The organism is Winogradskyella forsetii, from assembly GCF_013394595.1.
GTDB classification, from domain to species: Bacteria; Bacteroidota; Bacteroidia; order Flavobacteriales; family Flavobacteriaceae; genus Winogradskyella; species Winogradskyella forsetii.
Map to the genome: position 1 here is coordinate 373,755 of NZ_CP053348.1, position 15,440 is coordinate 389,194.

A 15,440-nucleotide genomic window follows, 5' to 3' on the forward strand; every position below is an offset into this window, starting at 1 on the left:
AGATTGGTAGTGAAATAATGAAAAACTGAGCTTTTTTCAATAAATATATAGAAAAATTATCAAGTCGGAAATAGCGAAACTAAATTTTAACTTATCTTCGTCCGATTTTAAGTTAAAAAAAATGAAGCGAAAAATAACCTTAAAACAAATAGCTAGAGAATTAGATGTGTCTATTTCTACGGTATCAAAAGCCTTAAAAAACAGCAAAGAAATTAGTGCTGATACCATTCAAAAAGTTCAAGCATTTGCTAAGCTTTATAATTATAGGCCTAATAATATCGCTCTCAGTTTAAAGAACAGAAAAACAAATACAATCGGCATCATTATTCCTGAAATAGTCCACCATTTCTTTTCTAAAGTGATCAGAGGTGTAGAGCTAGTAGCGAATAATAGAGGCTATAATGTTCTTATTGGTTTGTCCAATGAGTCTTTTTCTAAAGAAGTCATAAATATGGAAATGTTGGCCAATGGAAGTATTGATGGTTTTATTCTCTCCATGTCTAAAGAAACTTTACAACAGCAGGATTACCATCACTATAACGAAACGATGAATCAAGGCATGCCAATTGTAATGTTTGATCGTGTAGTTTCTGAAATTAAATGCGATAAAGTGATTGTGGATGATTTTAATGGTGCCAAAAATGCGGTAGAAAAATTAATTTCTAATCAATGCAAAACTATTGCATTAATTACCACTAAAGATTATGTAAGTGTTGGAAAACTCAGGACACAAGGCTATTTAGAAGCGCTGCAGACAAACAAGATAACTCCTCAAGCCGAATTAATTCTAAAAATGGACGATACGCTTGATTATGAAGTTCATTTAAAAGCCTTAGAAAGTGAAATAGAACAGCTTTTTAAAGCGCATAAAAACATTGACGGTGTGTTTGCTGTAAATGAATTATACGCATTGTCTGCCATGAAAGTCGCTCGAAAATTAGGATTACATGTGCCTAATGATATTCAGGTTATTGGCTTTACTGATGGTGTACTTTCTAAACATTCAACACCTAGTTTAACAACAGTAAGTCAACATGCGCAGTTGATGGGAGAGCGAGCTGCTGATCTCTTAATTGATAAAATTGAAAAGGAATATGATACTGAAGAAGAACAGTTTCAGACCGTTGTGATTAATACAGAATTAATAGAACGAGAATCCACCAAATAGAAATTTATCATTGTCGTTTTAAAATCTTTTGTATCTTTACGGCATAGAAGTGATTTAAATTTTCAAAAAAGTTTAAATCACTTCTTAAAATCAAAACTTATATTTTCACTTCTCACATAAGTTTTGATAAGCTAAGCTTGTCAGAATAGTATTAATATTAACATACTATTTCATGAAAAAGCGTATTCTCGGATTCTGGGAAATTTGGAACATGAGTTTCGGGTTTTTGGGAATCCAATTCGGTTTTGCATTACAAGGTGGCTTTATGTCACGAATTTTTCAAACGCTTGGTGCAGATAAGCACGATATTCCACTATTGTGGATTGCAGCGCCTTTAACAGGTTTACTTGTTCAACCTATAATAGGTTACATGAGTGACAGAACATGGCATCCGCGTTTTGGACGACGACGTCCTTATTTTCTTATTGGAGCTATTTTGAGTTCTATCGCCTTATTTTTTGTGCCTTATTCGCCAACCTTATGGATAGCAGCGGGATTTCTTTGGATTCTCGATGCATCTATAAATGTGTCCATGGAGCCATTTAGGGCGTTGGTTGCAGATAAACTGGACGAGTCGCAAAGAACCTACGGTTTCGTGATGCAAACATTGATTATAGGAATCGGAACTTGGGTAGCAAGTAACTTACCTTGGTTAGTTTCAGAAATGGGAGTTAGTGATTCTGCAGATTTAGGTGTTGTGCCAAATTCAGTGAAAATAGCATTCGCTATCGGAGCATTTGTGTTCTTAATCAGTATTCTTTACACGGTTTTTACAACCACAGAATATCCACCTGAGGATATGGAAGAATTCGAAAAGGAAAAAGCACAAAAAAACAGGTTTGTTTCAGATATTCTAAACAACATTGGGAACATGCCCTCTACGATGAAGAAGCTGGGCGTTATTCAATTTTTTAGTTGGTTCGCCTTTTTTACCATGTGGAGTATGGCAAATCCTGCTTTGACTGAACATGTGTATCAGATGCCAGCACCAATTGAAATGGATTATGACATGACGAATGTTTTGGACAAAGAGGCTTTTGATGTCAAAAATACTGCCTTTCAGAAAGCATCGAATTCGGTAGGTTCAGCCATGGGAGTTTACGGATTATCATCAATGGCATTTGCATTGTTGTTTGTGTTTTATACTTCAAAACGAAACATAAATAGAAAATACGTTCACATGTTATCCTTATTTACAGGAGGAGCCGGATTTCTGTTGATGATGGTCGTCTCTCCAGAGCAACTCAAATATTGTTTCATATTAATTGGTATTGCTTGGGGAAGTATCCTATCAATGCCTTATGCCATGTTGTCTAGCTCAGTTGACCCTAAAAAAATGGGAATGTTTATGGGTATATTCAATATGTTTATTGTCATACCTCAAATAATTGCTGCGCTTGGAGGTATCAACTTCATTTCAGGTCTTATAGGAGATGAAGCCATTAATGCCATGACCATTGCAGGTGTAAGTTTAATAATCGCTGGCTTAAGTAATTTTTTAATCACCGATAAATCAGCAATCTCGTATCAACCTACAGAATAAAATTTTAAAATGAACAAAAAAGGATTCATATTCGATCTAGACGGTGTCATCGTAGATACCGCAAAATATCATTTCTTAGCGTGGAAAGAACTCGCTAAAAGTTTAGATATTGAGTTTACAGAAGAAGAAAACGAACAGCTAAAGGGTGTCAGCCGCGTACGTTCTCTGGAAAAAATATTAGCTTGGGGGAATAAAACCATTTCTCAGGAATTGTTCAATGATCTCATGGGCAAAAAGAATGAAGAGTATTTAAGTTATATCTCAGAAATGGATGAAAATGAAATACTTCCAGATGTGCCAAGAGTTTTAAACCTTTTAAAGGTAAAACAACAACCGATTTCTTTGGGTTCGGCAAGTAAAAATGCCAGAACAATTTTAGAACGCGTAAATTTAAAGTCAAGTTTTGATGCTATCGTGGATGGCAATGATGTCAGCAAGGCAAAACCAGACCCTGAAGTATTTCTGATAGCCGCGAAGCAAATCAACATTAAACCAGAAGATTGTATTGTGTTCGAAGATTCTGTCGCGGGAGTCACTGCGGCAAATACAGCGAATATGATTTCAATAGGCATCGGAAGCAAGGCCATTTTAGGACATGCGAACTATGTTTTCAATGACTTTACTGAAATCTCAGATGATTTTATTGCATCTTTAATAGAAAATTAATCAAAACGTAAAACGTCTCAGATAGAGGCTTTTAAATAAAATTATAATGAACCTAGATTATATCATCCCAAACAACTGGTCTATCATAGAAGAAGGATTCAACCCAGATCAGGTTAAGGCATCAGAAAGTATATTTAGCTTAGGTAATGGAGCTATGGGACAACGTGCCAATTTTGAAGAACACTATTCCGGACCCACTTTTCAAGGTAGTTATATTGCAGGTGTTTACTATCCAGATAAAACCAGAGTTGGTTGGTGGAAAAACGGTTACCCCGAATACTTTGCGAAAGTGCTGAATGCACCAAATTGGATTGGTATCAATGTCATCATTAATAATGAGCAACTCGATTTATTTGCATGTAACGAAGTGAAAAACTTTAGAAGGGAATTAAACATGCAAGAAGGTTGGCTATCGCGTAGTTTCGTAGCAACACTTCAGAATGGCATAGAAGTCGAAGTGAAAACCACTAGATTTCTTAGTTTAAATTTGGATGAAGTTGGCGCTATTGATTTTAATATTTCACCTATTAATTCAGATGCAGAAATCATATTTGAACCATACTTAGATTCTGGTATAACCAATGAAGATACGAATTGGGATGATAAGTTTTGGGACACTCTAAATGTGAGCCACGAGAATAATCAAGCGTTTATTCAGGCTAAAACCATGAAAACAGATTTTTACACCTGTACATTCATGGAATCAAAAGTGTTTATTGATGATAAATCTGTAGTAACGGAGCCAAATTTCTCTGCAGATTCAAATTTGGCATCTTTCAGTTATACATATAAGGTGAAACAAAATGAAACTTATTCCATTCATAAATTCGGTGGCTACACGGTAGATCGTGATCATAATAAAAATGAATTGGTTGCTGCAGCAAAATCGACATTGGGCAAAGCTACAACAGCAGGTTTTTCAAAATTACTCGAAGACCAAAAGCAAGCTTGGGCTCAAATTTGGGACATGGCAGACATTACCATTGAAGGCGATGTAAAAGCACAACAAGGGATCCGTTTTAATATTTTTCAACTTAATCAAACATATTTAGGAACAGATGCGACCTTAAATATTGGACCAAAAGGATTTACCGGAGAAAAATATGGAGGAAGTACCTATTGGGATACGGAAGCCTATTGTATTCCTTTTTATATGGCAACTAAAGATCAAGAAGTGGCGAGAAATCTTCTAACCTATCGCTATAACCATTTGGAAAAAGCTATTGAAAATGCCGAAAAATTAGGGTTTTCAAATGGCGCAGCATTATATCCAATGGTAACCATGAATGGTGAAGAATGCCATAACGAATGGGAAATCACTTTTGAGGAAATCCATAGGAATGGCGCCATAGCCTTCGCCATTTATAACTATTTCAGATATACAGGCGATTTTAGCTATATTCCAGAAATGGGCCTTGAGGTTCTGATCGCTATTTCCCGTTTTTGGCATCAAAGAGCGAATTTTTCCACTCAAAAAAATAAATATGTTATCCTTGGCGTCACAGGACCAAACGAGTATGAAAACAATGTTAACAATAACTGGTACACCAACTACATCGCTAAATGGTGCATTGATTATACTCTGGAAACGATTGAGAAAGTAAAGGAAGGTTATAATGAGGAGTATAAAAGGATCTCTGGTAAAACAAAAATTACACATGAAGAATTAGACCTTTGGAAAAAAGTAGCGGATCATATGTATTTTCCGCATTCCGAAGAACATGATGTTTATTTACAACAAGATGGCTTTTTAGATAAAGAATTGATTACAGTTGCGGATTTAGATAAAGCGCAGCGACCAATAAATCAAAAATGGTCTTGGGACAGAATTTTACGTTCGCCTTACATAAAACAAGCTGATATCCTTCAAGGATTTTACTTTTTTGAAGATCATTTTTCAACTGAGGAATTAGAACGTCATTTTGAATTTTACGAACCATTTACAGTTCATGAAAGCTCATTGTCACCTTGTGTACATAGTATTCAAGCAGCGAAGTTAGACCGAATGGATCAAGCTTATACCTTTTATTTGAGAACATCAAGATTGGATTTAGACGATTATAATCATGAGGTTCATGAAGGGTTACACATTACCTCCATGGCAGGAACATGGATGAGCATTGTTGAAGGCTTTGGAGGAATGCGTGTAAAAAATGACACCTTGTCTTTTGAACCAAAAATCCCTCAGCAATGGGAAGGCTATTCATTTAAAGTGAACTTTAGACACCAGATTATAAAAGTGAGTGTTAGCCAAGATGAAACACGGTTTGAATTGGAAGGCGATAAAGATTTGGAGATTTTTGTTAATGGTAAAGAAACAACTATAAATCCTAATAAATTTTTAACAGTTTAAGTGATCAAAGTTCTATTGAATTCGCAGAACTTAACAGGTCTATAATGATGAAAATAATTAATTAACTTGAAAATGAATCAGATTATATCCTGTACTTAGTGACGCATTAATTTCAGATCTATCTTGTAGAATATTATCTTAATAAATATAAAAAATCATGAAAGCACTAAAACATATCATAATAGTTGTCTTGTTATTTAATGTGATGTGCAATGTAGTCACTTCACAAGAAACCGTTACTGAAATAAAAAACGATATTCAAAAAATAGAACCACCAAACTGGTGGACGGGTTTCAAAAATCAGAAACTACAATTATTGGTGAAACATCCAAATATAGGTACCGCTAAACCAAACATCAACTATTCAGGCGTTAGCATAGAAAAATTTCATGGAGCAGATAGTCCTAATTATCTGTTTATAGATTTAAAAATTTCAGAGACTGCAAAAGCAGGAAAATTCAATATTAGATTTCAGCTTGAAGATGACTCTGAGTTAATTCAAAGCTACGAGTTAAAATCAAGAAAAATACCAGCTGAGGATTATGTTGGGTTTGATAGTTCAGATGCCATTTATTTAATTACACCAGACCGTTTTGCGAATGCCAATCCTAAAAACGATGAAGTAGATGGATTACTGCAACAAGGTATTGACAGAACAGATGGTTATGCCAGGCATGGAGGAGATATACAGGGTATTACCGAACATTTGGATTACATAGCAGATTTAGGATTCACCGCAGTTTGGCCATGTCCTGTGTTAATTAACGATATGCCTTCAGGTTCTTATCATGGATATGCAATGACGGATTTTTATAAAGTAGATCCACGATTTGGAACTTTAAATGAGTATCGAAAATTGGCAGATGAACTAAGAGTACGAGATATGAAACTCATCATGGACCAAGTAGCAAATCATTGTGGTTTAGAACATTGGTGGATGAAAGATTTGCCGTTTAAGGATTGGGTAAATTATCAAGATCATTATCTAAAACATATAGATAATTGGAATCGGGAAACCACAAAAATGTCCAATCACAGGCGAACAACCAATCAAGACCCTTACGCTTCCCATAAGGACTACCAAGAAATGGCAGATGGTTGGTTCGTTCCAGGTATGCCAGATCTCAACCAACGTAATCCATTTATGGCAAACTACATCATTCAAAATAGTATTTGGTGGATTGAAACGTTAGGTTTAGGAGGTATCAGACAAGATACTTATCCCTATCCAGACAAAGAATTTATGAGCAATTGGGCAGGAGCGATAATGACTGAATATCCCAACTTTTCGATTGTAGGAGAAGAGTGGAGTTACAATCCATTGTTAATTGGCTATTGGCAAGAAGGACATAAAAATAAAGATGGTTATGATTCCAACTTAAAATCGAGTATGGATTTCGCCATGCAAAAAAACATTGTTGACGCGCTTAACGATGAAGAATCTTGGGACAAAGGACTCGTAAAAATATACGAAGGTTTAGCCAATGATTTTGCCTATACCTCGCCAAAAGATATACTGGCATTTTTAGACAATCACGATAAAAGCCGTGTTTACACAGAACTCAAAGGAGATATTGTCAATACCAAAATGGCACTGGGTTATTTGTTGATGATGCCAAGAATTCCACAGATTTATTACGGCACCGAAATCTTAATGGATGACTTTGATAATCCAGGAGACCATGGACTAATTAGAACCGATTTCCCAGGTGGCTGGAAAGATGATTCGGTTAATGCATTTACAGGAAAAGGTCTTTCGGATGACAAGAAAGACATGAAAATCTATTTGAAGAAAGTTTTGAATTATAGAAAATCAAGTGATGCCATCCAGAATGGAAAAACTATACATTTTGCCCCTCAAAATGGAATATATATGTTAGCACGAATCACAGATAATGAAACGGTTGTAAACATCATTAATAAAAACGATAATCCGCAAGAGTTGGATTTATCACGATTTGAAGAATTAGGACTCAATGGAAAAACTTTGAAAAATATTATTTCTGAAGAGGATGTTATATGGAATAAGAGTTTAAAATTAGACACTAAGGGCAGCGTAATATTGACCACTAAATTTTAATAAGACTTGGCAGGTTTCCAAAACCTAGCAGGTCTAAAAGTTAAACATGAAACAAATAGCTCTATTAATAGTATTTATACTTTCGTTAGTTTCATTAACGGCACAGAATTCTGATCGGGTTTTTAAAAGTGCCGTTAAACAAGGACTTGATTTAAAAATCGAAGTCAATGATGGCTACTATATCATAAAACCGTATTCTTCAAACATTATTGAAACCACTTTTGTGCCTAAAGGCGAGTATTTAAAATCACAATCCCATGCCGTAGTTGCGAAACCTTATGGCTCTTATTTTGAAATGACAGACAATGGCGATGAGGTCATCTTAAAAACAAAAGGTTTGAATGTTACTATTGCAAAAAGCCCATTTCAAATTTCATACCATTATAAGGAGGACCTTATAATTTCAGAAAAAGAAGGTTACGCTAAAAATGACAGTCTAGAAACCATACAATTCAACCTTACTAAAGATGAAACACTATATGGCGGAGGCGCAAGAGCATTGAGCATGAATCGTCGAGGAAATCGTCTGCAACTCTACAATCGTGCACATTATGGTTATGAAACCCAAAGTGAATTGATGAATTACACCATGCCAATCGTAGTATCATCAAAACAATATATGCTACATTTTGACAATGCACCTATTGGTTTTTTAGACTTGGACAGCAAAGAAGATAACACGTTGACATATGAAACGATTTCTGGTAGAAAAACCTATCAAGTAATCGTTGGAGACTCTTGGATGGATATGATTGATAATTACACAGATTTAACAGGAAAGCAACCTATGCTTCCGCGTTGGGCTTTGGGTAATTTTTCGAGCCGTTTTGGTTATCATTCGCAGGAAGAAGTTGAAATGACCATTGAAAAATTTAAAGACGACAAAATTCCTGTCGATGCGATTATTCTCGATTTATATTGGTTCGGCAAAGAATTAAAAGGTACGATGGGAAATTTAGAAGTCTTTCGAGATTCATTTCCAGATTTTGAAGGCATGGTAAAACGCCTCAATGAAAAAGGAGTCAAAACCATTACTATTACAGAGCCTTTTATTCTAACCAATTCTAAAAAATGGGATGAAGCCGTAGAAGAAGATGTTTTAGCAAAAGATTCCATTGGTAATCCTGCGAAATATGATTTTTATTTTGGCAATACCGGACTCATAGATATTTACAATCCTGATGGCGAAAAATGGTTTTGGAACATCTACAAAGGTTTAGCCAATAAAGGTGTCGCGGGAATTTGGGGCGATTTAGGCGAACCGGAAGTACATCCAGAATGGGTGCAACATAAAACAGGAAGTGCCAACGAAGTCCATAATATTTACGGTCACGATTGGGCAAGATTAATATATGAAGGTTACGAGCGCGATTTCCCAAACACAAGACCATTCATTCTAATGCGCGCAGGTTATTCTGGTTCGCAACGTTATGGCATGGTGCCTTGGTCAGGAGACGTCAACAGAACTTGGGGAGGCTTACAGTCCCAACCCGAAATTGCGCTACAAATGGGAATGCAAGGTTTGGCCTATATGCATAGCGATTTAGGTGGTTTCGCAGGCGATAATTTAGATGACGAACTCTATGTGCGCTGGTTACAATATGGTGTATTCAATCCAATTTTTAGACCACATGCACAAGAAGATGTACCAAGCGAACCCATTTTTAGAAGTGAAAAAGCAAAAGCATTGGCTAAAGAAGCGATTGAATTACGTTACAAGCTATTACCCTATAATTACAATTTAGTGTATGAAAACAGCCAATTAGGAAAACCATTAATGCGACCTTTGTTTTTTGAAGAGCCAAATAATGAAGACTTATTTGACTATTCCAAGACCTATTTGTGGGGCAATGATATTTTGGTATCACCAGTTTTAGAATCGGAAATCAAAGAACAAGAAGTTTACTTCCCAAAGGATAATATTTGGTTCGATTTTTATACAGATGAAAAGATAAACGGAGGACAAACCAAAACAGTAGAATTAAAAGAAAATTCAATACCAACATACATAAGAGCTGGAGCTTTTATTCCAAATACAAAAGTATTTCAAACTACGGAGGATTATGAAGATACCGTTTGTAAAATAGATTACTATCACGATGCATCTGTACTATCAAGTAGCCGACAAATTTATTCGGATGATGGTAAATCAGCAAATGCGCTGGCGGACGAAAATTTTGAAATTTTGAATTTCGAAATGAATTCGAGAGGCAATGTTTTAGAATTTGAAGTATCCGATGACATAGGAAAGAATTTTAATCCAAAATCACGTACCTTCTATCTAACCATTCATGGTTTGGAAAAGAAACCAAAACGAATTACGGTAGGAAAACACTCGGCATTCGATTGGTCAGAAGCTTCAAAAACTGCAACAATTCCTATTGAAAAGAAATCTGGGGAAAGCGCAATGATTACAGTTAAACTTAAAAGATGATTTAAATGAAAACCATTAAAAATAGCTTTATACTATTAGTTCTATTAAGTTTTTTAGGATGTAAGAACGAAACTCAAAAAACGGTCACCGAAGATGGTCCAAGTGACAATGAAATAAAAGAAAATATGAAGAAAAAAGAAGTGGTCTATCAAGTTTTTACACGCTTGTTCGGAAATACAAACACGACCAATAAACCGTGGGGAACACTCGAAGAAAATGGCGTCGGAAAATTTAATGATTTTACAGAAAAAGCCTTACAAGAAATTAAAGACTTGGGCGTAACCCACATTTGGTACACTGGAGTTCCGCATCATGATGTCATAACGGATTATACTGAATTCGGTATTTCAAACGACGATCCGGATATTGTAAAAGGTCGCGCTGGATCACCTTATGCGGTAAAGGATTATTACAACGTAAATCCAGATTTAGCTGTAAATGTTGAAAACAGACTGGAAGAATTCGAAGCTTTAATTGAGCGTTCTCACAATGCAGGATTAAAAGTCATAATAGATATCGTTCCCAATCATGTAGCCAGAAATTATCAAAGCCTCACTAATCCCGAAGGCACATCTGATTTTGGGGCCGAAGATGATAAAACAAAAACATACGATGTAAACAACAACTTCTATTACAATCCAGGCGAAGCCTTTAAAGTGCCAGAATGGAAAAACGGTTACCAACCTTTAGGTGGCGAAAACCATCCAATGGCAGATAGTAAGTTTGAAGAAATACCAGCAAAGTGGACAGGTAATGGTTCAAGAGCATCGCAACCCGACATCAATGATTGGTACGAAACCGTAAAAGTAAATTACGGCATAAGTCCTGATGGGAGAAAAGATTTTGATGAATTGCCTAACGGATTTGAGAACGAAGATTACAAAAGTCATTTCGAGTTTTGGAAGGGTAAGACCGTGCCGAGTTCATGGATAAAATTCAAGGACATCGCTTTATATTGGACAGCAAAAGGAGTCGATGGCTTCCGCTATGATATGGCAGAAATGGTACCTGTTGAGTTTTGGAGTTATATGAATTCCCATATAAAAATGAAAAATCCGTATGCATTTTTATTGGCTGAGGTTTATAATCCTAGTTTATACCGAGATTACATCCGAAGGGGAAAAATGGATTATTTATACGATAAAGTTCAGTTATATGATACCTTAAAACATGTGATGCAAGGTCATGGAAGTACAGATAACATTCCGCCAATTTTAGATGATTTAAGCGATATTGAACATCATATGCTACACTTTTTAGAAAATCATGATGAACAGCGAATTGCCAGTCCAGAATTTGCAGGAAGCGCAGAAAAAGGAAAACCGGCAATGGTCGTTTCGGCGACATCATCGACTGCACCAACAATGATTTATTTTGGTCAGGAATTTGGAGAGCCAGGCGCAGAAGATTTAGGCTTTGGCGACCCGACCAGAACGTCGATTTTCGATTATGGTTCCGTGCCAAGTTATGTGCGTTGGGTAAACGATAAAAAGTTTGATGGCGGCCAATCCACTAAAGAAGAAGACGAGCTTCGTGATTTCTATAAACGACTGTTGAATTTTACAATTAACAGTTCGGCATTAATGGGCGACTATCAAGATATTCAACATTACAATCATCAAAATACAGAATGGTATAATGATAAAGTTTTGTCGTTTGTGCGTTGGAGCGATGATGAAAAACTAATCATCATTTCAAATTTTAATGCAGATAATGCCTATGGTTTTGAGTTGCAATTACCAGAAGATTTAGTTCAGAAATTTGAACTTCAAAATGGAGAATACGCAGTAAAAGATCAATTGTATAATAAATATACGTCGACCTTAAATGTTGAAAACGGAAAAGCGCGAGTGAGAATTGATATTCAACCTTTGGAATCTTTTATTCTAAATATTGAAGAATAAAGCTGAATTGTTCAAGACCTTGCTGGTTTCTAAAACCATGCAGGTCTAAAATGATTAAAGCATTAAATAGCTCTTATGAAAAACCTGATAATCTTAGTTTTTGCTGTGTCAAGCATTCTTGCATGCACAAATGATAAGGGCGTATCTACAAACGCTAATGAAACAATGGAACCAAAACCTGACCCTTTTCAACCAGAAACTTATGTGAAACTTTCACATCCAGAATGGAGTAAAAACGCTTCGATTTATCAAATAAATACACGTCAGTTTTCAGAAGAAGGGACATTTAAAGCAGCACAAACACAACTACCACGTCTCAAAGAATTAGGTGTAGATATTATTTGGTTAATGCCAATCCATGCCATTGGCAAAAAAAACAGAAAAGGTAGTTTAGGAAGTCCGTATTCTGTAAAGGATTATTACAGTGTCAATCCAGAATTTGGAACACTTCAAGATTTAAAAGACTTTGTAAATGCAGCCCATGACCAAGACATGTATGTGATTTTAGATTGGGTGGCCAATCACACAGCGTGGGACAATGTTTTGGTCGAGGAGCATCCAGATTGGTATGATAGGGATTACAAAGGCGATTTTCGTCCGACACCATGGTGGGATTGGTCCGATATTATCGATTTGGATTACCGCAAACCTGAAGTTAGACAATATATGACTGAAGCGCTTAAGTATTGGGTCGAAGAAGCCAATATTGATGGTTATCGCTGCGATGTTGCAGGCATGGTGCCAGTGGAATTTTGGAATAACGTGCGGAAGGAATTAGATGCTATAAAACCTGTTTTTATGCTAGCCGAATGGGAATCTAGAGACCTTCACGCCAAAGCCTTTGATATGACTTATGCTTGGAGCTGGAACGAAGCGGTTCATAAAATATGCCTAGGTCAAGCAGATGTAAATGCGTTATATATTTATTATTCATGGAATGAGAGCGCATTTCCAGATAATAGTATGCGCATGACTTTTGTAAGCAATCATGATAAAAACGCATGGGAAGGCACCATGTACGAACAATTTGGCGAAGGTTTGGAAGCAGCAATTGTATTGTCCGTTGTTGGAGAAGGAATGCCATTAATTTATAATGGGCAAGAAGCGGGTAATTCCGAACGACTTGAGTTTTTTGAAAAAGACCCGATCCAATGGAAAGATCATGTTATTGGAGATTTGTACAAAAAATTATTCGCGCTAATGAAATCGAATACCGCTTTGTGGCACGCCAAATGGGGAGCGACAATAGTTAAGATACCCAATAATAACGAAAGTGACGTGTTAAGTTTTGTGCGCCAAAACGAAAATGATAAGGTATTTGCCGTGTTTAATTTTTCAAATAATTCTAAATCCGTCGAATTTAAAGAGGAACTTTATCATGGAACTTACAAGGAGTTTAATGCTAAAGAAACTGTAATGTTAAACACAAATACCGTTTTGGAATTAGCACCTTGGAGCTATAAAGTTTATATAAAATGAGTTCAATAAAAAAGACAATCATAAGATGAAAAAATCTCTTGTATTAATAGTGTTAACACTAATCATGATAAGTTGTAAGTCAAATAAAGAAGAAGCTAAAGAAGTCGATTCAGTAAAGTCCGAAACAATCGAAACACCATTCGTTTGGGAAGGTGCCAATCTCTATTTCTTATTAACGGATAGATTCAAAAACGGAGATACTTCTAACAATATTAATTTCGGTAGAACCAAAGAAACCGCAAAATTAAGAGGTTTTAAAGGAGGCGACATTAAAGGGATAACCCAAAAAGTAAAAGAAGGTTATTTTACAGATTTAGGAATCAACGCCATTTGGATGACACCAATCGTTGAGCAAATCCATGGAGGAACCGATGAAGGTACAGGAGTCACTTATGGATATCATGGCTATTGGGCAAAAGATTGGACAAAAATTGACCCAAATTTTGGTACTAAAGAAGATCTGCACGAGTTAGTAAAAGAAGCACATGACAGAGGCATTCGTATAGTCTTAGATGCAGTAATTAATCATACTGGCCCAGTAACTGAAAAAGATCCGGTTTGGCCAGAGGAATGGGTAAGAACAGATCCTCAATGTACATATGATAGTTATGAAAATACAATCAGCTGTACTCTGGTAGCCAACTTACCAGATATAAGAACTGAAAGCAATACAAATACCGAGTTGCCTCCACAATTGGTAGAAAAATGGAAAGCGGAAGGACGATACGAGCAAGAAATTCAAGAACTTGATGAATTTTTTGAGCGAACCGGTCACCCAAGAGCACCTCGTTTTTATATCATGAAATGGTTAACAGATTACATTACCGAATTCGGAGTCGATGGTTACAGGGTCGATACCGTAAAACATGTTGAAGAATATGTTTGGCAAGAATTCAAAAAAGAAGCGGATTATGCATTTTCGGAATATAAAAAGAACAATCCTGAAAAAGTTTTGGATGATAATAATTTTTACCTCGTTGGTGAAGTCTATAATTATGGCGTAAGCACAGGACAGGAATTCGATTTTGGAGATAAAAAAGTGAACTATTTTGATCCACCAAGTTTTCAAAGTTTGATAAATTTTGAATTCAAATACAATTCAAAAGATAAAGATTATGAAAACCTATTTAAACATTATGATTCCATTTTACATGATGAATTAAAAGGGTTCGGAACATTAAATTATTTAAGTTCCCATGATGATGGTAACCCTTTCGATTCTCTAAGAAAAAAACCTTTTGAAACGGCAAATAAATTATTGTTATCGCCCGGAACATCTCAAATTTACTATGGAGATGAGTCCGCAAGAACGCTCGCTGTGCCAAATACAGAAGGCGATGCTAAGTTGCGTTCAATGATGAATTGGGATTCTATTGCAAAACGTCCAAGAACTAAAGAAGTCTTAACACATTGGCAAAAATTAGGAACATTTAGAGCGAAGCATCCTGCCATTGGAGCGGGAACGCATCAAATGATTACAAAATCACCATATTATTTTTATAGAAGTTATCAGAAAGGAGACTTTAAAGATTTAGTGGTTGTTGGATTAGAATTGGAGAAAGGAGAAAAAGTGATTGATGTTTCTAAAGTTTTTGAAGATGGCGATACCTTACATGACGCCTATTCTGGGCAATCATCAGAAGTTGAAAATGGAAAAATCACGATAACATCACCATTTGATGTGGTTTTATTAGAGAAGAAATAAATTATAAACACTCCTAAAGTCCCCTCAAGGGGACAATCCACTCAGTTGACTAGGACTATTGTCCCCTTGAGGGGACTTTAGGGGTGTAATAAAAGCATACCTAATAGG

The 15,440-nt window shown here is 35.9% G+C and carries 9 protein-coding genes; all 9 read left to right on the plus strand.

Annotated features, from left to right (window positions below):
• Positions 1 to 121: 121 nt before the first annotated feature.
• The 9 genes from HM987_RS01580 (at position 122) to HM987_RS01620 (ending at position 15,332) form a co-directional block, all read left to right on the plus strand.
• Positions 122 to 1,168: a LacI family DNA-binding transcriptional regulator gene (locus HM987_RS01580; protein WP_179004609.1), complete on the plus strand. Its 1,047-nt coding sequence runs from the start codon at positions 122 to 124 to the stop codon at positions 1,166 to 1,168.
• A gap of 172 nt (positions 1,169 to 1,340) precedes the next feature.
• Positions 1,341 to 2,711, plus strand: a complete 1,371-nt coding sequence (locus HM987_RS01585) for an MFS transporter (RefSeq protein WP_179004611.1) — start codon at positions 1,341 to 1,343, stop codon at positions 2,709 to 2,711.
• Positions 2,712 to 2,720: 9 nt separating this feature from the next.
• A complete protein-coding gene (gene pgmB, locus HM987_RS01590) occupies positions 2,721 to 3,377 on the plus strand; it encodes a beta-phosphoglucomutase (RefSeq protein ID WP_179004613.1) in 657 nt (218 codons plus the stop codon).
• Positions 3,378 to 3,423: 46 nt separating this feature from the next.
• Positions 3,424 to 5,730: a glycoside hydrolase family 65 protein gene (locus HM987_RS01595; RefSeq protein WP_179004616.1), complete on the plus strand. Its 2,307-nt coding sequence runs from the start codon at positions 3,424 to 3,426 to the stop codon at positions 5,728 to 5,730.
• Positions 5,731 to 5,887: 157 nt separating this feature from the next.
• Positions 5,888 to 7,810 (plus strand): glycoside hydrolase family 13 protein, encoded by a 1,923-nt coding sequence (locus HM987_RS01600; RefSeq protein WP_179004619.1) that lies wholly within the window; start codon positions 5,888 to 5,890, stop codon positions 7,808 to 7,810.
• 46 nt (positions 7,811 to 7,856) lie between these two features.
• Positions 7,857 to 10,244 carry a glycoside hydrolase family 31 protein gene (locus HM987_RS01605; protein ID WP_179004621.1) on the plus strand — a complete coding sequence of 796 codons (2,388 nt, stop codon included), beginning with the start codon at positions 7,857 to 7,859 and terminating at the stop codon, positions 10,242 to 10,244.
• Between the two features lie 5 nt (positions 10,245 to 10,249).
• Positions 10,250 to 12,148: an alpha-amylase family protein gene (locus HM987_RS01610; protein WP_179004624.1), complete on the plus strand. Its 1,899-nt coding sequence runs from the start codon at positions 10,250 to 10,252 to the stop codon at positions 12,146 to 12,148.
• 75 nt (positions 12,149 to 12,223) lie between these two features.
• Positions 12,224 to 13,627 (plus strand): alpha-amylase family glycosyl hydrolase, encoded by a 1,404-nt coding sequence (locus tag HM987_RS01615; protein ID WP_179004626.1) that lies wholly within the window; start codon positions 12,224 to 12,226, stop codon positions 13,625 to 13,627.
• A 25-nt stretch (positions 13,628 to 13,652) separates the two neighbouring features.
• Positions 13,653 to 15,332 carry an alpha-amylase family glycosyl hydrolase gene (locus tag HM987_RS01620; RefSeq protein WP_179004628.1) on the plus strand — a complete coding sequence of 560 codons (1,680 nt, stop codon included), beginning with the start codon at positions 13,653 to 13,655 and terminating at the stop codon, positions 15,330 to 15,332.
• The last annotated feature ends 108 nt before the right edge of the window (positions 15,333 to 15,440 follow it).